Origin of the sequence: Maridesulfovibrio sp. (assembly GCF_963678865.1) — a bacterium.
Lineage (GTDB): Bacteria > Desulfobacterota > Desulfovibrionia > Desulfovibrionales > Desulfovibrionaceae > Maridesulfovibrio.
Window position 1 is genome coordinate 1,228,829 of sequence record NZ_OY787459.1, and the last position, 21,079, is coordinate 1,249,907.

A 21,079-nucleotide genomic window follows, 5' to 3' on the forward strand; every position below is an offset into this window, starting at 1 on the left:
CCATCACTTTCCGGCCTGACCGGACTTTTCCATAAGCGCATTATATTTTTTCATAACCTTCACCGCATAAGCCCTTGCCCGGCCCGGCAGGTTATTCGGCGATCCGGTATGATAGGCTCCGATCGCACGCCAGTTGTAACCGTAACGGTCAAGGCAGTAACGTAAAATCCAAGCCCCGAGACGTAGGTTTTCCTCCGGTTCAAGAGCTTCTGCAGGACTGAGCTTGAATTTCCGTATCCAGTAGGAATTAACCTGCATCAACCCCACGTCATAACTCCTGCCCTGATATTTTTCGATTATGGCAAGAGCCTCTTCACGGGTTTCAGGATACACACTTCTGCCCTCAATATTCAAGGCCCATGGATTGTAGCCGCTTTCGTGATCAGCAATGGCATTCAAAATTTCCGGATGCAGGGAAAATTCTTCAGCCACCTGCCCGAAGAGAGGCGGCACCGGGACCCTCTCCCGCTCGGCAACTTTCATACGCTGCTGCACTTCATGACGCTGAACAGGAGAATACTCACGTTCCGCATCAAAAGGAATTATTGTCCTAAATAATATGGCTCCGCAAAGGATTAAATAAAGGGCTACAATAAATCTGGACATTAACTATCAGCATCCCAGAAAGCAGTTCAAACATCAGCCAACTTCACAGATTAATACGGCAAAGTCTGAAAAAAACACCAGACGCCGGAGGCACCATACTTAAAATCTGGATCTTACCTGCTCGGCTTCCTCAAATTTTTCCTGTACTTCAAGGGCCTTTGCCAGAGTTTCCCAGAACTGCTCCTTTGAAGGTTTGAGCGCCGCACTCTGACGGGCCAACACTTCAGCAACCTGCGGATCCTCGCCTTTTTTGAGATAAATGCGGGCCAGCATATTCATAGCCGAGGCATCGTTGTGATTGACGTTCAAGGCCTGATGCAGATATTCGCGGGCCTTGTCCATGTCGCCGCGAGCGTAAGACAGGCGGGCCAGATGACGCATGGTCAAGGCATCTCCGCCTTTGAGGCCGGCGGCCTTGAGATAATACTGCTCGGCCTCGTCCAATCCCCTGTCCTGCTCGGCAAGAACTCCCAGCCTTACAAGGGAAAACACGTTCTCCGGCTCCAGCTCAAGACACTTTTCATAAGCTTCGCGGGCCTTGTCCATGCTGCCTAACATCTGACAGGTCCAGCCCAGATTATACAAGGCCATAATATTTTTGGGCGTAATATCGAGAACTTCTTCAAACTGCTTACGAGCCTGCTCCGGTTTTCCCACCTGCGCGTAGCAGATACCAAGGGAATTACGGGCAAGTATGTTGTCGGAATCTGCCAGCAGAGCCAGCCGGAACTCCTCGATTGCCCCATAAATATCACCATCCACGTAAAGACGGTCAGCGGAAATATTCAACGAAACGGAATCGAACTGAGCCACCATGGGCTTCTCAAGCATTAGCGAATGGTCCAGCCCTTTACGGCAATTCTCAAGAATTTCACTGCGCCTGTAATTGAGGAAAGGAAAGGAAGCTACTCCGGCTGCAAGTTCAATTTCAAAATCATCCACACACTCGCGCACCAGACGCAGCACATTTTCCATTACCGCGTCAGCTTCACCGTGCGGGAAAAAATAAATCAGGCTGTTCAGGCTGTATCGTCCGCCCATGCATGATTCGGCAAAAAAAGTTTCAGCCCGTGAAGCCACTTTCTGCACCTGTGCATCGGTCAGCTTCTGAAAATTACCCCCCTGCTCCGCAGGATTTGTTGCCAGGCGCAAAACAGCTACGGAAAATTTATCCAGATTCTGACGCATGCGGCTATAGCGGCCAATGAACTCCTTGTAGCTGAACAAGCCGGTGATCATATCGCGCTGCGGGGAAGAGTTTGCTTCCGGTCCTGCCTGGGCATCAAAAAAGCTGTCTTTTTCATTGAGCAGAGTCAGTCTGTCGCCCTCTGTCACGGGCCATGCCGGGTCGCTCAGATGCAAAATCTCCGCAAAAGCGATTTCCTCCTGCACCTCTATAATGACAACCTCGGCCTTATACATCGTGGGGTAGGTTCCGGAAATACGTTCATCCTCGGTCAGACGGGCCTGCGTACCGGATTGGTAATCCGGAGACCAAACCAGGAAACGCGCCCCCTCACGGGCATCCACACTCTGCCCGATGGACAAAGCAAGACGCTGCAAAGGCAAAACTTCCAGAACCTTGGCACCCTTCTGCAAAATATCGGAATAGGCAAAAACACAATTACGCCCGAAATCTTTGGCAGTTGCCACAGCCTTATGGGCTTTACGCATGAGAATGCGGGCCTGTTCGTCTGCGGAACGCTTGAAATGAGGACCGGAAAGGGACTGCGGATAGTTGGCGTATCCTGCACTTACGCTTATTTTAATTACGTCCCCGGTCACAGGATCTTTAACAGGAAAACTCTCCACCAGTGCACGCAACTCCTCAGCAAGCTTAGCGCAGGCTTTGGGCCGTCCGTCCGGGATCAGAAAAGCAAACTTGTCATCAAATATGCGTGCACAGATCACAGACTCGGTAACAACCTCATTAATACGGGAGGCAAGATCAGCTATAATTGTGTCGCCCAGCCCGTAACCATAACGGTCATTGATGCGCTGAAAATAATCCATATCAAGAACAACTACGCCGACAGAGCCACTGAAAGTAGGTATTCCGGGATCCTTGCACCCACCTGTAGTGGGCATCATGCAATTCTGAATCAGGTCCAATTCCTTATTCAGTTTGGACATGAAATAATCACGGGTCGCCAAACCGGTAAGCCTGTCGGTTATTGACCCTTTATAAAGAAGTATCTTTTCCAGTGAACAGGAAGCCAAGGCTTCAAGATAAGGAGGCAAAGCCTCCGGGGCTTCCAGCTCCACCCCGCGTGCAATAAAATAACAAAGATCACGTCCACGCAAACGCAAAGGAAGCATGAGTTGAGCTTCCTCGGCACTGTAGCGGGCCTCAAGTTTGGCCCGGAACTGCCCTTTGGCAGGCTTTGGAAAATAAAGACTATAAGATTCAAAAGGCAGAAATTCCTGAATGAGGTCCTTGAGTGTGTGCTCGTAGAGGATCAAATCCTGTGGGGAAAGACTTATTCCGGCGGTGAAGAGATTATCCTTGTTCATAGGCAGGGACATAACCCGCATGGAGATTCAAGACAAGCAGGGAGATGGTACAGCGGGCAGATTACTTTATTAAATGGCAATTCCGCACCTTATTAAAAAATCTACAATTTTGTAAGACATACTAATAACTTTTAACATAATAACTCAAATTCAAATCATTTGGCATTATATTATTATACGAAAACCATTTTTTTATTAACCAGCTCCACTCCGGAGCATTTCAGCTAAATCTACTAAGCTCAATGGTTAACTACACTTTTGAATCTTTTCGAATGACACCAATCTACATTTTTGCACGCTAATTGCAAAAACCCAATAATTATTTGCAGTTTGGTGAGCCGCAAACACACATATTTGTAATTTCACCCTACACTACTTTACAAACGAGAGCTCAATGGACCCTACACTGATAGAAAAACACTCAAGACAGCTGCTAAAGGTTATGCCTGCCACATCCAACTGTATGTCAAGGCTGACACGACTTGACCGGCAGTGGACCATGGCCACCATGACCGGGAAAATTAATTGCAGCAGAATTGCGCAGACACTGATCGATTTTATAATTAAAACTCAGGAGAATTTTTCAGGCCTCAAGCAGAATCTGATTGAAATCCTGATCAAGGAAAACACGAATAAAGTAGTTCAGGAAATCTCCGCAGTCGCGCAGGTCGTCATCGACATTCTTAAAAGAAACCTCTTTGAAAGAACTGCAGATGTCGGATTCCTCGCCACAGATGATGACCTGGTCCGCTTTTTATCCAATCCGGAAAGAACCAGCCATGACACATCTATCATCGAAGACAGGCTTCGTGAATATAGGGATAAATACACGGTATATAATGAAATTGTGATTCTGGATACAGCAGGACGTGTATGCGCCCACCTTGACCAGAACAATAGAATTTCGGCATCCAGAGACCCTCTGATATCTAAAACTTTTAAAGCCAAGGATTACGTAGAAACATACAGAGCCAGTGATCTGGCCCCGGATGCAGGTGAAATCCTGATATACTCGCAGGCAATCAAGTCCCCTGACACAGGGGAAAACCTCGGCATCTTGTGTCTTATTTTTGATTTTGCCGGAGAAATGGCCGGGGTATTTGAAAATTTAAGTGACTTTTCAAATGACACAATTCTCATTGTTCTTGATGAACGCGGAAACGCAATTGCATCCAGTGATACCGGTACAATTCCCACAGGGAAAAGACTGGACATGAATCTGGATGAAGACTTTCAGATTATCAGCATCAATGAGACACCGTATCTTTCTAAAACAGTCAAGACTAAAGGATATCAAGGTTTTTTCGGACTCCCATGGTATGGTCATGTCCTAAAAAAAATGGAAACGGCTTTCAGCGGCAGCAATGATAAGTCATTTGACGCAGAGGCAATCCGTGGCAAAGCCCACTTTTCAGGAAGATTGACCCAAGTGGAAGAATCCTCGGAAAACGTTCTCTCAGACCTTGAACTCGTAGTTCAGAACGGCGAAATAATGGCTGCCAAAAAATGCATTGAACCCAATCCTGTCGAGCAGATGGAAGGCCGAGCCCTGCCGCATATCCTAAACGAAATCAAAAAAATCGGTGATCAGGTTCAGAGTGTTTTCCAGCACTCCACCGACGAACTTCTGCAGCTTGTGACTGCATCAAGACTGCATGACACTCAATTTCTTGCCCGGCTTGCCATTGATATAATGGACCGCAACCTCTATGAGCGCGCAAACGACTGCCGTTGGTGGGCATTGACCTCAGACTTCAAAACCATTCTCGCAAAACCGACCATAGAGGACGCAGACCGGGACCGGATGTGTAAAATTCTGGGCTACATCAACAGTCTTTACACGGTTTACACCAACCTGTTCATTTATGACCGCTCTGGAAAAATCCTAGCGTGCTCCAATCCCAGTGAATACAACAAGGAAGGCCGTATACTGAATGCAGGGTATGTATCCGAAGCACTGCGGATAACCGACTCACAGCTCTACTGCGTTTCCGATTTCATCAAAACCGATCTCTACGCCACAGACGGGCAAAACCGGTATACTTATATATACAATGCATCCATTACCGACCATGAAGATTCGTCCCGTGTACTAGGCGGCATCGGTATCGTCTTCGACTCAGAACCGGAATTCAAAGCTATGCTGGGAGATGTACTTCCTCAAGACGGGCAGGGCAGAATCATTGAAGGGGCGGAAGGCATGTTCGTGGAACCAGGCGGCAAACTGATTTCCGCCACCAACCCTGAACGAAAACCGGGTGAAAACATAACCATTGACCCGGATTTCACTCAACTGAAAAACGGGGAATCCGCAGTTAAACTGGTAGAGGAGGACGGATCGCTCTATGCAGTCGGTTGTGCCCATTCCGCCGGGTATCGCGAATATAAGCGGGACGGAAGCTATAAAAATGATGTGCTTTGCATGGTTCGGGTGCGGATTTAATCCGCATCCGCATCAATAAATGGACTTCACCTCTTCCAGAACAAAAGTACTTCGGGTAGCGTTAACTCCTTTAGTATCAGCGAACTCCTTCATAACCACGGATGAGTAGTGCTGCATGTCGTGGGCAACAATCTCAACCATCAAATCAACATCCCCGGAAACAGCAAAGACGCTGACGACTCCTTCAATCCGAGCCAATTCCTCAGCAAGCTCTTTCCAGCCCACACTTGCATCACGAAATACTCCGCAATACGCGCGGACAGAATAACCAAGCTTCATGCGGTCTGTCAGTGCGCGATAGCCGACGATAACCCCATCTCTTTCCAAGCGCGAAATCCTTCGCGAACAGCTTGAATGAGTAAGGTTTACCAATTCGGCTACCTCTTTATTTGAAATCCTTCCGTTATCCTGAAGCGCGGCAACTATCTGCCGGTCAACATCATCAAGCTTTATCATGTGCAAACTCTTTGCAGTTTAATGTCTAAAAGCACTCATTATTTCAAACTAAAAGCATATATTGAAACTTATATGCACATTTTTTGAAAAAATAAAGCTTTCGTGAAAAATATTTGCACAAAAAGACCAAAAAGCAGTAAACAATAAACAGCGTGTCCGCAATTACCCTGACGGTCACCAGATAAGGAGTAACCCATGAGTTTTGCTTTAAAAAACAGCAGGCTGGCCACAGCTATTAAAACATACTTTGAAGCGATTTACTGCATACAGGCCAGACTGCACATGCCTAGGTCTTATACAATTAAGAAAGATTTACCACTCAATAAATAAGAACTCCAACACCCTCCAGAACTTCCACATCGACCTTCCCCGGCGATTAGGTTCTGAAATAAAAGCCGCGCAGCAGAATAGGCACACAAGACGCATTATTACCCCTTTTGCAAATAAGTTCTGCTGCGCGGCTTTCTCAAACCAACCTTCCCGTCAACAACCAAATTCACTCCAATAGAACTAAAGCGCGCCCACAGCCCACCATGCTATAGACAGCAGGCAGCGATCAGCGTAAACGGATTTTCTAATCTTCCATACATTGAATTAAGCCTCACACTACCAAAAACCAAACTATCAGGGTTTGAAAAAATGGAAACAATCAATAATCCGCAGGAACTTCAGAATCTTTGCCTCATGCTTCGCAACGACGGCAAAAAAATCGGTCTTGTACCTACCATGGGATATTTTCATGAAGGACACTTGAGCCTTATGGATGCAGCACGAAAGCAATGCGACGTACTCATCGTCAGCCTTTTTGTGAACCCAACCCAGTTCGGAGAAAACGAAGACCTAGATGCCTACCCTCATGATCTGGAGCGGGACTCCAGACTTGCCGAAGAACACGGAGTGGATATCCTCTTCACCCCGGCACGTGATGATATGTATTTCGAAGACCACTGCACATGGGTAGAAGTTCCCGACCTTGCCGCCAACCTCTGCGGCAAATCACGGCCTGTTCATTTTCGAGGCGTGGCAACAGTAGTGACCAAGTTGTTTATGACCGCCCAACCACATATTGCCGTATTCGGACAGAAAGATTGGCAGCAGTTGGCGCTCATCAAAAGAATGGTCCGCGATCTGAATATTCCTGTGAACGTGCAGGGGCATGAGATTGTACGAGAAGAATCCGGGCTGGCCATGAGTTCCCGCAACGTTTACCTGACTGCCGAAGAAAAATCAGTGGCCCCCAACCTTCAAAAAGGATTGAAAAAAATGCGGGATCAGGTGGCTGGCGGTGAAACAGACCCGGCAAAGCTGAAAGCAGACCTTGCTGATTTTTATGCGGAAAGCATTCCCGGCTGTAGCGTTGACTATATCGAAATTGTAGACCCGGAAAATATCAATATCCTTAAAAAAGTTGATGAAAGTGCGCTTTGTGCGGTGGCAGTGCAGGTTGGAAAGGCAAGATTGATAGACAACCTGCTCATAAAAGTGTAAGGTGTCTTCATTCTTATATGCAAGTTTAGTTATATAGTAATTTTGAACTATATATTTCGGGGAGTTACCGAAAAACGGTTTCGAATAACATTTACCCCGCCAATTAATTCCAGGAGGAACTTTTAAATGATCAGCAGCAAAGGCAAGTACTTTTTTACCTCTGAATCAGTAACCGAAGGTCACCCCGATAAAGTGGCCGACCAGATTTCCGACGCAATTCTCGACTGCCTGCTTGAGCAGGACCCCAACTCCCGCGTCGCTTGTGAAACTCTGGTAACCACCGGAATGGCATTCATCGCAGGTGAAATCTCCACCGCAGGATACGCCGACTTCCCCGCTATTGTTCGCGATACCATCCGCGAAATCGGCTATGTACATTCCGACATGGGATTCGACGCTGACACTTGTGCTGTTATTTCTTCTATCGACAAACAGTCCGTTGACATCGCTCAGGGCGTTGACCGCAACACTCCTGAAAGCCAGGGTGCCGGTGACCAGGGCATGATGTTCGGTTTTGCCTGCAAAGAAACCGATACCCTCATGCCTGCCCCCATCTACTGGTCCCACAAGCTTTCCAAAAAGCTGACCGAAGTGCGTAAAGACAAGACTATTTCCTATCTTCGTCCTGACGGAAAAACAGAAGTCTCCTTCGAATACTTCAACGGCAGACCTGTCCGCATCGCTGACGTCGTTATCGCTGCCCAGCACGATGACGGCATTGAGCAGGAACAGATTTACGAAGATATTAAACGTGAAGTTGTTCTGGCTACCCTGCCCGCAGACATGGTTGATGATGCTACTAAAATCTACATCAACACCACTGGCCGCTTCGTAATCGGCGGTCCCATGGGTGACTGCGGCCTGACCGGTCGTAAAATCATCAACGACACCTACGGCGGCATGGGCAACCACGGCGGCGGTGCTTTCTCCGGTAAGGACCCGTCCAAAGTTGACCGTTCCGGCGCATACATGGCCCGTTACATCGCCAAGAACATCGTAGCTGCTGGCCTTGCCGAGCGTGCGGAAGTTCAGGTTGCATACGCAATCGGTGTTGCAGAGCCCGTATCTGTTCTGGCTACCTCCCACGGTACCGGCGAAGTCTCCGATGAAACCCTGACTGAAGCAGTCAAGGAAGTATTTGACCTGCGCCCCTACTACATCTCCGAGCGTCTGGACCTTCGTCGTCCCATTTACAAGCCCTCCGCTTGTTACGGACACTTCGGTCGCAACAATCCCAACTTCACATGGGAAAAAACCGACGCTGTAGATGACCTCAGAACTGCCTGCAAAATCTAAGCAGAACAGAATCACACTGACTTAAAAATACCCGGAAGTTTCGGCTTCCGGGTATTTTTTTACACTTGAGACAAAACGCTTTAGCGGGTAAAGAAACTGCTTGCATAAACCAGAACGCAAGCTAGGAGATTTAAGATATGAGCGCTTTTGAAATTGTCGAAGCAAAACCGACCCCGGATTTTAATATTTTTTATTTTGCGGAACTGAACGGTTCCACCCGTATTGAGCATTCGCTTATGGAAAGCCTTGAAAAGTACTGGAACAAATGGCTGCCCCATCTTAAAGCTTACACCCTGAAGCAACCCGAAGGCGCTAAAGGAACTGACTTCCTGCTGCTCTACCTCGAAAAAGAAGTTGAAGATGCAGTAGAAGACATCTGGCAGGAAACCCCCACTGAAGGCCTTGCTCATCACAACCTCGCCATTACCCTTGTTATGTCTGCAGCACAGTCATTGATACCGCAGTTGGAAGAAGGCAAGTGCGCACCGCTGCCCAAGCCGGGTGAAGAAGTGCTCAAGGCTTTCGAAGCCCTCGGGCTCACATGGAATCAGGAAGGCACTGTAAACCGCCAGTACGCAGTATTTACCCCGTTCCCCTACTCCGGCGGCTGCGAAGTCTGTTATCTGGAAGACACCTGTCCCAAGAGCCAGACACGTAAGCAGTAGTTTTTAGGCACAAAATTCAAAGCCCGCCGGACTATCTGATCTGGCGGGCTTTTTGTTTTCCAAAAGGAAAACCATACTGAAATGCTAGCGATATTTTTCATAAATTTTATTAATGGTACCATCTGCAATTAATTTTTTAAGCGCTCTATCAAACCTCGGGACAGCTTTCTTTTTACTTGGATGAAACCGAATCATCATTTTCACAGAATTACATGGTTCACTGGCAATAAGCTGCCCCTCAGCATCACGTTCCTTGACTGCGTATATAGCAAAATCTTTGTTCATAATAGCCTGGTGCAACCTCCCGGCAAGCAGCATCTGGACAAGCTTATTCTCATTTTTTACCGCATAAGCTGTTAACATACCTTTTTCAAAATAAGGACCATAGACAGGATAAGTGTATCCGTAAACCGTCCCTATGGTTTCACCCAGCAAGTCATCAGGCATGTTTACCATCTGGTAGTACTTGGAATTATATAAGATTATCTGCTCAGAAACTGCGAAAGGGATACTGTAAACACCGGGAACCTTGGCATGTTTCCTCCAAACAGGATTAGCCATTGGTTCTATATCAACCTGTCCGGAATCAAATTTATATAATCCCCGCTTATACGGAACATCTACAAATTCAAAATTATCGCCGGTTTCCTTTGTTAACGCCGTAAAAAGATCACGTACAATACCACTTTGAGGACTATCTGAATTAAAATAATAAGGAGGAAAAGACTCACAATAACGCATAACACGAAAAGTCTCAGCCCTGATTTTTCCTGTCAGAAAAGGACTAAAAACAAAAAAGGCTATCCCCAAAAAAATAGCAAAACGTTTCATGCCTTACTCCCCGAAAGCAGCATTCAACAAAACCATCCCCACCTAATACTTCCTACATAATACTTTCTATATTATTACACAACGCATAAAATAAAAGCCGTGACACATTCCGTGTCACGACTCTACTTCTTCATAATCTGCCAACAGAAATATTCGCTGCCCACCCTCACTCGACAAATGCAACACTCTTTAATAGCGTCCTCTCACCGAAAAACTGCTCCAGCCTCTCTCGCTCTGCCCCATGGATGCGAATTTCGGACAAACCGATTTCCTCTTTGACTCCGCCGTATATTTTAAGAGCCTGATCAATAAAGCCTGATTCCACAAAACAGACATTCATAGAGTAGGAACGCTCATTCCACTTCATTCGTATTTTGATGATCGGATTGCGGGTCTCATGATCTATAACAAGATTACCGGTCCGTACGAGGGTATCGCGGACATTTTTGGGCAACATGACTGCAAAACGGCTTAAATTTTCAGAAAATGCAGGCTCAAAAGCTACGTAATAATAGGGGTCCACCTTGAGCGCGATGGATTTGCCCGGAATATTCAGAATAAATGGATTTTCGGCAAAGGCTTTCCCAAGCCCCTCCTGAAGGCGATCGACTCGAACTTTATAATCTTGTAAGGACATTGGTATAATCCCCCTTTAAATGAGTTATTATACCAAGTTTGAATGCATATCAAACAGATTGATCTTTACTTCAAATCATCCTTCATGTGCCTAAAAGTATCCTCGTCAATTTCACCTGCTGCATATCTCTTCTTCAAAACATCCTGTGCAGAAGGAGCAGAGGGTCCGCCGTCCGGCCTGCGAAACATACGCACAGTAAAATATACTATCAACCCGATCACCACCAACTGCAAAATACCGCCAAAATGAAAAGGCATCCAGCCACTCATTCCGTAACCGGCACCATGACCGAAGCCAAGACCACCACACCAATTGCTCATAGCACTGATAAATTCCATGGTTTACCTCCTATTTGATTTAACTAAACCAAAGCATATAGTGTGCCACAAAACATAATCAAGAATATTAGTATGCTGAAGAATTACAGCACTTTTATGTGCAGTTTATTTCACAATTTTCAGACAAAAAACTTCACAATTCCTGTTAGTATACATAAGATTACACATCATAGAACATACTCAAACAGACCAATACCAACAGACATACAAGAACTTACAAATAAGTCACAATCAATGCTCTGCACAAGTTGCATATGCCTCAAACAGCAGGCTCGATTTTAAACTCCGGATATGGCATATTATAGGCAAATCACATATCCCTAGACTGAAAAAATCTGCAAAAAGACCCTATGCATGACTACAAAAACTTGAAGGGACAACCATGAAAAAAATCATACTGTTTCTGCTTGCAGCAATACTTGCAACCACCCACGCACTGGCCGACACCAAGGTTGCCCTTGTAATCGGAAACTCAGCCTACCCAACATCACCTTTGACCAATCCGGTCAATGATGCCACGGACATGAGCGCAGCCCTTCAGGAACTGGGTTTCACAACAACCCTGCTGACCGATGCTACCCAACGGGAAATGGACACAGCCATCAAAAAATTCGGGCAGCAACTCTTCAATGCCGAGACAGGACTCTTCTACTTTGCCGGACATGGCATGCAAATAAACGGACAAAATTATCTCATTCCGGTAGATGCCAATGTAGCCAGTGAAAGTGATGTGAAATACGAATCCGTGAATGCCGGACGGGTGCTGGATAAAATGAACGAAGCCGGGAACAAGGTAAATATAGTGCTGCTTGATGCCTGCCGGGACAATCCTTTTGCACGCTCTTTCAGGTCCGGCAGAAAAGGGCTGGCCCGCATGGACGCTCCTCCCGGTTCCATCATCGGATACGCTACGGCTCCCGGCCAGACCGCCTCAGACGGAATCGGACGAAACGGGGTCTACACAAAAGCTCTGCTGAATAACATCGCCAAACCTGGAGCGGACATAAACCAGATGTTCATGGCCGCACGCATCGAAGTAGCCAAGCTGACTGGCAATAAACAGATTCCCTGGGAATCCAGCTCGCTGATGGACTATTTCTATTTCAACAGCAAAGGGAATAATCTGAAAGCACAAGCTAAGACACTCGCTCCGGTTCAGACTGCAAGCCTGCCGCCGGCGGCAAAAACACGGGCCAAGACAACCGATCTTAGAAATATTTCATTTCCCTACACAGACAGATTCAACAACTTTGACCATGTCATGTGGGATGAAAAAGGGGAAAATGTTAATTTGAACTTCGGCCCGGAGGGTTTGATTCTGAAGACTCCCAGAGGGGAAGAAAGTACGGGAGGGATAAAAAGTAATTTCAATTTCAGAGGCGATTTCGACATTGAAGTCGGAATCAAATTCCTGTTCGCCCCCTCACCAAAAATGATGCAAAGCTGTGTGATAAAGTTGAGCAAAGGAAAACAGCACTCACTGGTCTTTTTAATTCAGAAGGCCTACCGAAAACCGTTCATAAGAATCGGTGAGAAAAAACGATCTGAAAAACGTAAGATTTACAACACAAGGGCGAGTAGACAAGGATTTGAAGGTGCTCTGCGCATCACCCGTCTGGATGATGAAATAACATTCAGCCTCAAGCCGGCAGGAGCAGCAGACTGGAAAGAACTGGCCACCACTCCGGCGGCTTCTGAAGAACTTGATTTGAGCTTTATCCTCGACAACTACGACTGGGTAAAGAAAAATACCCAGTTCCCGTTGCAGGCTGAAATCAAATACCTGACCATCCATTCCGCCGCAAAACTTGTCGAAAAATAGGGACTCCGGCGACCAAGAAAGCTCAGCCTGTTCGGAATCCCTATGAGTTAGGCCGACTAATCATTAAAAGCCTGCTTCATAAGATGCTTGCCCAGACCACCTAAATCTTTGGGTGTGTAGCCGAAAACATCCTGCCAGTTTTCGGTTGATTCCATGCAGAAGTAGAGTTGCCTGCCCATACCGTGCTTGCGCAGTCGGTCAACAATGAACTTGAACTGACGCAGACGCAAGGGCCGCAGCAGACGCATCTTGTTGTCATTTCCGGTAATAAATTCATCATAGATGTAAGTAGTTTCCGGAAAATTCTGTTCAATTATCGACTTGAGATGAGGCATATGCCTGAATGAACCGAGACTGAAATAAGCGATCTGCTCCGGCTTCACGTAATCGAAAATCATGTCGATAATTTCAGCATACCCTTCTCGCCAGCCGTCAAAACGGATGATGGGATCGAAATGCAGACAAACCCGGAACCCGGCTTCAGCGCAAGTACGGGCAGCTTCAAGGCGTTCTATAAGAGTAGAAACCCCGAACTCCTCATGCTCGTTGACAAACGGGGCATTGAGCGACCAAGCCGGGAGCAGACGATCAGTGCGCTTAACTACATCCATCCATGAGAGATCAATGATCTTGGATTTCAGCTCAAGACAGACATTGGGATAATCACCGAGGAACTCCACCAGATCACGGCTGTACCCGGTAACAGCTTCAAGGGCGAGGGAATCTGTGAATTCTCCGGTCCCCACACGGTACCGGGTGGAACTATCCGCAGAGAAAGCCTTGCCCAACTCATCGAACAAATCATTCTGGTTGGCCCAGACCTTGAGTACGTTATCCTGAAAGTAAGCCTGCAAAATACAGTAAGAGCAGGCCATAGGGCAGCCCTCGCCGATGTGGATGATCCGGTATCCGCAACAATGATAGTAGCGGGTTCCGGGGCAGAAGCGCAGGAACTTGCCCTTGTACTCCTTTAAGTACAAAGACTGCTTTCCACCCAATTCCCCGTGAGGGAAATTATCCGGGTCCACAACCTCCACCGGGAGGCCGGGCATACGCGAAAGAACCCGCTCGGTAAGAGGAACCTTCTGCATGCTGCGATCAATATATATTTTTTCAATTCCCTTCAGATGATCGGGAAGTACATTTTTTTTACTCATTTTTAATCCGCTGATCTAAATACACGAAGCGGCGAAGCCATACTAAAAAAGTTTGGGATCCTTAAACCCTTACCAAAGGGTTTAAGCCGCCGGAGGCAAAATCTTTACATCAAAAGCGCGACAGCGCATCAAATTAATCCTACTTATCCCGTCCAAGCTCAAACAACTCTTCCCAGCCGCTGAACTTAGCAATCGACTCAAGATCGTCTATGGCTTTCCGCATCATCTCACGACTCTTGAAGCGGGTCTGGATCATGACTTCCCCGGTCTCGAAGCTGCCCACAGGCTCTACCCGCCACCTAGTCCCGGCACATACTTCTGAAACAATCTTGTTATGAACCTTCTCAAGTTCGCTCAAAGTTGGATAGCGCAACTCTTTTGCCGCCTTGCAAAAACGTGCCACCGCATCCTTAGGAGATTCGCTCTCTGATGCGGGTTCAAATGCAGGTGCGGAAATAAGTTCGTTGATCGATTTATTCTCACGCCGGGAGGTCTCATATAGCCAGGTCAGGAAATTCACGGCATTGGAGCGGGACCAGCTCAGCTTTTCAAAAAAACGGACCAGTGCGGCTCGGTCACTATCATCCAGCTTAATCAACACAGAAACTGCAGCCAGCGGAATATGCCCAAGCCTGAGCAATTCATCATATTCAGGATCAAGTTCCATCCAGTCCAACCAGAATTTCATATCCCGAGATTTAGGCTTGATGGAAAGCAACGGCCCGACAGTTTTGCTCAGTTCGGCTGCATCCATTCTGGTGCAAAAAAAGCGCATAGTCGCCAGTTTAAGAGAATCGTCTAACGTACGGGTGCAATTTTCTTCAAGATGTAACACCGCTTTTTGAGTGTCATCAACAGCATCAATAAAACGGACCAAAACATTTAACCCAAGTTTCGAAGCTGCAGAAACCCTTGCCCTGCCTGCGATAAGGATATTTTTACCCGATTCTTCCACTGCAAGCACAGGAACAAGCTGACCGTGCTTTTTCAGCGATGGAATGAGTTTTTCAGCCGGCGTTTCGGGGTGCAACAGCCATGATCCGGAGCAGTCTAAATCTGCCGGAGTGAGACTGCAAACACTGGAATTATTCAATTTATTTTACCTCCGATAAACGGAACAAAATCGTTCTTATTTTATATTTATGCACGAAATTTTATTAATTATCTACGCTTGACATGTTAGCGTGGCTGTACCTATAGGGATTATTAGGAAGAATTATAAGTTGCACCTTTAGACCTGTACAAGCCGGGTCGATCGGTCCCGGCTGTAAACATTCAGAGAAACGGAGTTGTTGAATGTCTGAAGCTTTACAAAACCAAAGGACTTTTGCACTTGTGGGCCACGGCGGTTGTGGCAAAACCTCTACCGCCGAGATGATTCTTTTTAATGCCGGTGTCATCGACAGACTCGGTAAAATCGAGGAAGGCACCACCGCCCTCGATACCGAACCTGAAGAAATCAAACGCCGCGGTTCCATTCAGTCCGGTTTCGCCGGATACAAGTGGGACAAAAACGACCACTATCTCATCGACACTCCGGGTGATGCAAACTTTTGCGGAGACCTGCCCTACTCTCTAGCCGCGTCCGACGGCGTTGTCTTTACCATTGACGCCGTGGACGGAGTCAAGCCCCTTTCGCGCAAGGCATGGGCAGCAGTTGAAAAAGCAAATCTACCCGCAGTTATTTACATCAATAAGATGGACCGAGACCGCGCAGACTTCGATTCTGCATTCGACAGCCTGAACTCTTCTCTCGGCATCAGCCCCGTACTGCTGTATTATCCCATAGGAATCAAGGAAAATTTCAAGGGCGTAGTGGATATGCTCTCTGGGCAAGCCTATCTGTTTGAGGAAAACGGAAAGGTCACCAAAGGTAATATCCCCGCCGATATCGCAGACGAAGTAGAAGTGCTGCGTGAAACCATGATTGAAAACATTGCTGAAAGTGATGAAGATCTCATGGAAAAATACCTTGAAGAAGGTGAGCTGAATCCTGACGAAATTGCAAAAGGTCTTACCGCAGGTGTCAAAAACCGTACCCTGTTCCCGGTCTGCGTTGGTTCCGCACTGGAAAACAAGGGTGGATCTTTCCTGCTGGATATGATCCAGACCTACCTGCCCTCACCGCTTGATCATGCCGAATGGCAGGGCGAAGACGGTGCAACCCGTGAATCTTCCCCTGACGCTCCCGTGGCCTGCTTTGTATTCAAGACTATCGCCGACCCCTTTGCCGGACAGCTTACTGTTTGCCGCGTTCTCTCCGGAACTGTAAGCGGAGATCTGACCCTGACCAACACCAATACCGGGGTAAAGGAAAGGATGGGCAACATTCAACTCATGGTCGGCAAGGAGCAAAAGCCGCTCAAAAACCCGGTCGGTCCCGGTGCAATTATCACTCTTGCCAAGCTCAAGGAAACTTTCACCGGCGACACTCTCAGCGCCGACAACAACAAATTTACCCTTGAAAAACCGCAACTGGCTCCGCAATTGATCACCTTTGCTCTCTCCCCTGCGGAAAAAGGTGATGAAGACAAGGTTTTTCAGGCAATTCAGAAACTGCTGGCCGAAGACGTCAACCTCAGCCTTTCCCGAGACGAAGAGTCCGGCGACATCCTGCTTTCCGGCATGGGCCAGAACCATATTGAAATCTCCGTTGAAAAAGCAAAGCGCCGTTACAAGGCTGAAATCGTACTTAATGCACCCAAGGTGCCCTACCGCGAAACAATCAAGGGTTCTGCTGAAGTTCAGGGTCGCTTTAAAAAGCAATCCGGCGGACGCGGCCAGTTCGGTGACTGCTGGATCAAGCTTGAGCCGAAGTCGAAAGGCGATGGTTATGAATTCGTCAACAACATCGTTGGCGGCGTAATCCCCAAGCAGTATATCCCCGCTGTGGATAAAGGAGTTCAGGAAGCAGCCCAAAAAGGTTTTCTTTCCGGATCGCAGATCATTGACTTCAGGGTCACCCTCTATGACGGATCCTACCATTCCGTCGATTCATCGGAAATGGCCTTCAAGGTCGCCGGTTCAATGGCTTTCAAGAAAGCCTGCGAAAAAGCCGGGGTTGCCCTGCTTGAACCGCTGATGAACGTTGTAGTTGAAGTACCGGATGAATTCATGGGTGACATCATCGGCGACCTTTCCTCCCGCCGGGGCAAGGTACTCGGCTCCGACTCCACAGCAGGAGTCACCGAAGTCAAAGCTCACGTACCCATGTCTGAAATCCTCAAGTACGCACCGGACCTGCGCTCCATGACCGGTGGTCAGGGAACTTTCACCATGGAATTATCCCATTACGAGGAATGCCCACCGCCTATCGCTGAAAAAGTAATTGAAGAATATAATGCAGGCAAAGACGAATAAGCCTGCACCAATTTACTATGGTTGAACTACTTAGGCCGGGACATGCGTCCCGGCCTTTTTTCAGTACAAAAAAACAACTTAATACAACCTTCGCTTTACAATCCTTTCATCAAATTATACCGAGACTCACAAACACAATTCAATTCTGCCCCGTGAGTAAAATATGCTGAAACGTCCTTATGCACTCAGTACTGCCCTATCAACAATTTTATTATTGCTTCCTGCTATTTGCTCTTCCGCTAACACACCTCAAATTTCAGTCTGCGCCCCAGAATCAGCGGGAATAGGTCAGCCTTTCCTCATTCAAATTTCATCTCCGCAAACAATCGACCAACTCCTAATCCGCTGGAACGGAAAAACCGTCATTCCGTCCATCTCCGTAAACAATGGAACATCACAGGCAATGGTCCTCTTAGGCTCCAGACTTAGCTCTAAACCTGAGGACATTCCACTTATAGTCGATACCACCATTCATGGGACCAAACATGAATTTCAAAAAACAATCCACATTGTCCCCCATAAATATCAAGAGGAAAAACTTTCAGTTGCCCCTAAAATGATCACCCCGCCAGAAAAAAAAATGATGCGTATCAAGGCTGAACGCGAAAAAGCGCTCAAAGCCATAAGGACAGTCTCCGCTGAGCGCAGATGGACAGTTCCTTTTGCCCTGCCTGTAAAAGGGAAAAAGCTAAGTAGATTTGGCTTATACAGGACATTTAACGGAGAAATAAAGAGGAGACACAAAGGGCTTGATTTCAGGGCTTGGCTCGGTACTCCCATCAAAGCCATCGCAGCTGGGAAGGTTGTTCTGATAGGCAACTTCTATTACGCGGGCAATTGCGTGTTTATAGACCATGGCAATGGGGTTGTTTCCAACTCAATCCATATGTCTAAGGTACTTGTCAAAGAAGGCGATCTAGTAAAACCGGGACAAAAGATAGGCCTATCCGGCGCAACAGGACGTGCAACCGGGGCGCACCTCCACTTAAGTGTTTACGTGCAGGGAGTTTCCATTGACCCGGAACCGCTTTTTACTTTGGGTAGCATCTAGCAACACAGTAAATATTGTGAAACAAATATATTAATACTCATTTTCGAAATTACCAGCAAAACTACAGCACCAAATCTCCCGTGACTTAAACTGCAAATAAATGCTAATATGGTCGCAATCTTTAAAGTCTGAATTCGACAAACGGGAGAAAAAACATGAGTGACGAAAAGAGATGTCCGGTAACAGGACACACTTCAAGCCAAGTCGCCGGTGGCGGTACATCGAACAAAGATTGGTGGCCCAACCAGCTCAACCTGCACATCCTGCATCAGCATTCAGCAAAATCTGATCCTATGAGTAAGGAATTCAACTATGCTGAAGAATTCAAAAAACTCGATCTCGAAGCATTAAAAAAAGATATCTTCGAACTGATGACTACCTCGCAGGAATGGTGGCCTGCCGACTACGGACACTACGGTCCCCTGTTCATCCGCATGGCGTGGCACAGCGCAGGGACCTACCGCACCGGTGACGGGCGCGGTGGGGCCGGATCAGGCAGCCAACGATTGGCCCCGCTTAACAGCTGGCCGGACAACGTAAACCTCGACAAAGCCCGCAGGCTGCTCTGGCCGATAAAGAAAAAATACGGACGCAAAATTTCATGGGCCGACCTGATGGTCTTCGCAGGAACCTGCGCCATTGAATCCATGGGCTTGAAGCCTTTTGGATTTGCCGGAGGACGCGAGGACATATGGGAACCGGAAGAAGATATTTACTGGGGCGACGAAGACACATGGCTCGGAGACACCCGCTACAAAGGGGACCGCAAACTGGATAACCCTCTGGCTGCGGTACAAATGGGATTGATCTATGTGAACCCGGAAGGCCCCAATGGAGAACCGAACGCAATTGCATCAGGTAAAGATGTACGGGAAACTTTTGCTCGTATGGCTATGAACGACGAGGAAACCGTTGCTCTCGTAGCCGGGGGGCATACCTTCGGTAAGTGCCACGGAGCCGGGGACGCAGCACTTGTGGGACCGGAACCCGAAGGTGCGCCCATTGAACAACAGGGCTTAGGCTGGAAAAACAGACACGGAAGCGGAAAAGGCGGGGATACCATTTCCAGCGGCATCGAAGGAGCATGGACCCCGACGCCCATCAAATGGGACAACAGTTACTTTGACACCCTTTTCGGGTACGAATGGAACCTTGAAAAAAGCCCGGCCGGAGCATGGCAGTGGCATCCCACGGACCCGGAAGCCCGTAAGACAGTACCGGATGCCCACGATCCGGGAAAAACCCATGCCCCGATGATGACCACAGCGGATCTTTCCCTGCGCATGGACCCGATATACGCGCCAATTGCCAAACGGTTTCACGAAAACCCTGAAGAATTTTCCGATGCCTTTGCACGGGCATGGTTTAAACTTACCCATCGCGATATGGGACCGCGCTCGCGCTATCTAGGATCAATGGTCCCTGAAGAAGAACTCATCTGGCAGGACCCTGTCCCAAAAATGGACCATGAACTGATCGATGAAAAAGACATAACGGACCTGAAAGCCAAAATCCTTGCATCAGGCCTGTCTGTTTCAAAGCTGGTAAGTGCAGCATGGGCGTCAGCATCCACCTACCGTGATTCAGATAAACGAGGAGGAGCCAACGGCGCACGGATCCGTCTTGCGCCCCAAAAAGACTGGTATGTAAACCAGCCCTTGCAACTGCCTGAATTACTGAAAACTTTAGGAAATATTCAAGAAGAATTCAACAATCAGTCCGGCAGCAAAAAAGTATCACTTGCCGATCTGATTGTGCTCGGCGGCTGCGCAGCAGTGGAACAGGCAGCCAAAAATGCAGGACAGAATGTGACCGTACCATTCTCGCCGGGCCGCACCGATGCTTCACAAGAGCAGACAGATGTCCACTCATTTGCAGCCCTTGAGCCTGCAGCTGACGGTTTCCGTAATTATCAGAAAATAAAATTCTCAGTTACTGCAGAAGAATTGCTTGTGGATAAGGCTCAGCTTATGACCCTGACCGCACCGGAAATGACTGTTCTCATCGGTGGCATGCGGGTACTGAATGCCAACTTTGACGGCTCAAAACATGGAGTATTCACTAACAGGCAGGACACGTTGAGCAACGACTTCTTCAACAACCTGCTCGATATGAGCACAGTCTGGACGCCCACATCCGAAGATGCTGAACTGTTTGAAGGTCGTGACCGGGATAGCGGAGAACTTAAATGGACCGCCACCCGCATAGACCTCATTTTCGGAGCAAACTCCCAGCTCCGGGCAATTGCCGAAGTTTATGGTTGTGAAGATTCACAAGAAAAATTCGTGAACGACTTCATTGCAACCTGGGATAAGGTTATGAACCTTGATCGGTTTGATCTCAAATAAGCAATCCGTAGGTCACAATAAACAAAAACGGCGTTTCAAAAATTTTTGAGACGCCGCTTTATTTTTA

General features: G+C 47.5%; 16 protein-coding genes. 8 read left to right on the top strand and 8 right to left on the bottom strand.

Annotation, left to right across the window (positions count from 1 at the left end):
- Positions 1-3: 3 nt before the first annotated feature.
- Both ACKU41_RS05695 and ACKU41_RS05700 read right to left on the bottom strand, forming a co-directional pair.
- Positions 4-606 (bottom strand): lytic transglycosylase domain-containing protein, encoded by a 603-nt coding sequence (locus tag ACKU41_RS05695; protein ID WP_319780365.1) that lies wholly within the window; start codon positions 604-606, stop codon positions 4-6.
- 99 nt (positions 607-705) lie between these two features.
- Positions 706-3,120, bottom strand: coding sequence for a diguanylate cyclase domain-containing protein (locus ACKU41_RS05700; protein WP_319780366.1), 2,415 nt, complete (start codon positions 3,118-3,120; stop codon positions 706-708).
- A gap of 394 nt (positions 3,121-3,514) precedes the next feature.
- Here ACKU41_RS05700 and ACKU41_RS05705 point away from each other — a divergent pair, with 394 nt between their 5' ends.
- Positions 3,515-5,563 carry a chemotaxis protein CheW gene (locus ACKU41_RS05705; protein ID WP_321404592.1) on the top strand — a complete coding sequence of 683 codons (2,049 nt, stop codon included), beginning with the start codon at positions 3,515-3,517 and terminating at the stop codon, positions 5,561-5,563.
- 12 nt (positions 5,564-5,575) lie between these two features.
- Here the strand turns inward: ACKU41_RS05705 and ACKU41_RS05710 are convergent, their stop codons facing one another.
- On the bottom strand, positions 5,576-6,019 hold the full coding sequence (locus ACKU41_RS05710) for an Lrp/AsnC family transcriptional regulator (protein ID WP_319780368.1): 444 nt from the start codon (positions 6,017-6,019) through the stop codon (positions 5,576-5,578).
- A 639-nt stretch (positions 6,020-6,658) separates the two neighbouring features.
- On the opposite strand from ACKU41_RS05710, the gene panC reads away from it, so the two are divergent.
- From panC to ACKU41_RS05725, 3 genes are all read left to right on the top strand, one after another.
- Complete coding sequence (gene panC / locus ACKU41_RS05715; protein ID WP_321404593.1) at positions 6,659-7,507, top strand: pantoate--beta-alanine ligase; 849 nt, start codon at positions 6,659-6,661, stop codon at positions 7,505-7,507.
- A gap of 126 nt (positions 7,508-7,633) precedes the next feature.
- Positions 7,634-8,803, top strand: a complete 1,170-nt coding sequence (metK, locus tag ACKU41_RS05720; protein WP_319780371.1) for a methionine adenosyltransferase — start codon at positions 7,634-7,636, stop codon at positions 8,801-8,803.
- A 137-nt stretch (positions 8,804-8,940) separates the two neighbouring features.
- Positions 8,941-9,468 (top strand): hypothetical protein, encoded by a 528-nt coding sequence (locus ACKU41_RS05725; protein ID WP_319780372.1) that lies wholly within the window; start codon positions 8,941-8,943, stop codon positions 9,466-9,468.
- An 84-nt stretch (positions 9,469-9,552) separates the two neighbouring features.
- Here ACKU41_RS05725 and ACKU41_RS05730 read toward each other — a convergent pair whose 3' ends face one another.
- The 3 genes from ACKU41_RS05730 to ACKU41_RS05740 form a co-directional block, all read right to left on the bottom strand.
- Complete coding sequence (locus ACKU41_RS05730; protein ID WP_321404595.1) at positions 9,553-10,299, bottom strand: transporter substrate-binding domain-containing protein; 747 nt, start codon at positions 10,297-10,299, stop codon at positions 9,553-9,555.
- Between the two features lie 166 nt (positions 10,300-10,465).
- On the bottom strand, positions 10,466-10,936 hold the full coding sequence (locus tag ACKU41_RS05735; RefSeq protein ID WP_319780374.1) for a hypothetical protein: 471 nt from the start codon (positions 10,934-10,936) through the stop codon (positions 10,466-10,468).
- 65 nt (positions 10,937-11,001) lie between these two features.
- Complete coding sequence (locus ACKU41_RS05740) at positions 11,002-11,274, bottom strand: SHOCT domain-containing protein (RefSeq protein WP_321404596.1); 273 nt, start codon at positions 11,272-11,274, stop codon at positions 11,002-11,004.
- A 382-nt stretch (positions 11,275-11,656) separates the two neighbouring features.
- Here ACKU41_RS05740 and ACKU41_RS05745 point away from each other — a divergent pair, with 382 nt between their 5' ends.
- On the top strand, positions 11,657-13,096 hold the full coding sequence (locus ACKU41_RS05745) for a caspase family protein (RefSeq protein ID WP_321404597.1): 1,440 nt from the start codon (positions 11,657-11,659) through the stop codon (positions 13,094-13,096).
- Between the two features lie 56 nt (positions 13,097-13,152).
- On the opposite strand, the gene ACKU41_RS05750 is transcribed toward ACKU41_RS05745, so the two are convergent.
- Positions 13,153-14,253, bottom strand: coding sequence for a spore photoproduct lyase family protein (locus ACKU41_RS05750; RefSeq protein ID WP_321404599.1), 1,101 nt, complete (start codon positions 14,251-14,253; stop codon positions 13,153-13,155).
- Between the two features lie 139 nt (positions 14,254-14,392).
- Entirely contained in the window at positions 14,393-15,346 is a 954-nt protein-coding gene (locus tag ACKU41_RS05755; protein WP_321404601.1) for a ParB N-terminal domain-containing protein, read from the bottom strand.
- A 203-nt stretch (positions 15,347-15,549) separates the two neighbouring features.
- Between ACKU41_RS05755 and ACKU41_RS05760 the strand changes: the two genes are divergently transcribed.
- From ACKU41_RS05760 to katG, 3 genes are all read left to right on the top strand, one after another.
- Positions 15,550-17,613: an elongation factor G gene (locus ACKU41_RS05760; protein ID WP_321404604.1), complete on the top strand. Its 2,064-nt coding sequence runs from the start codon at positions 15,550-15,552 to the stop codon at positions 17,611-17,613.
- A gap of 163 nt (positions 17,614-17,776) precedes the next feature.
- Positions 17,777-18,664 carry a M23 family metallopeptidase gene (locus tag ACKU41_RS05765; RefSeq protein ID WP_321404605.1) on the top strand — a complete coding sequence of 296 codons (888 nt, stop codon included), beginning with the start codon at positions 17,777-17,779 and terminating at the stop codon, positions 18,662-18,664.
- A gap of 155 nt (positions 18,665-18,819) precedes the next feature.
- The gene (gene katG, locus ACKU41_RS05770) at positions 18,820-21,012 is read left to right on the top strand and encodes a catalase/peroxidase HPI (RefSeq protein ID WP_321404607.1); all 2,193 of its coding nucleotides are present in this window, start codon (positions 18,820-18,822) and stop codon (positions 21,010-21,012) included.
- Positions 21,013-21,079 lie beyond the last annotated feature (67 nt).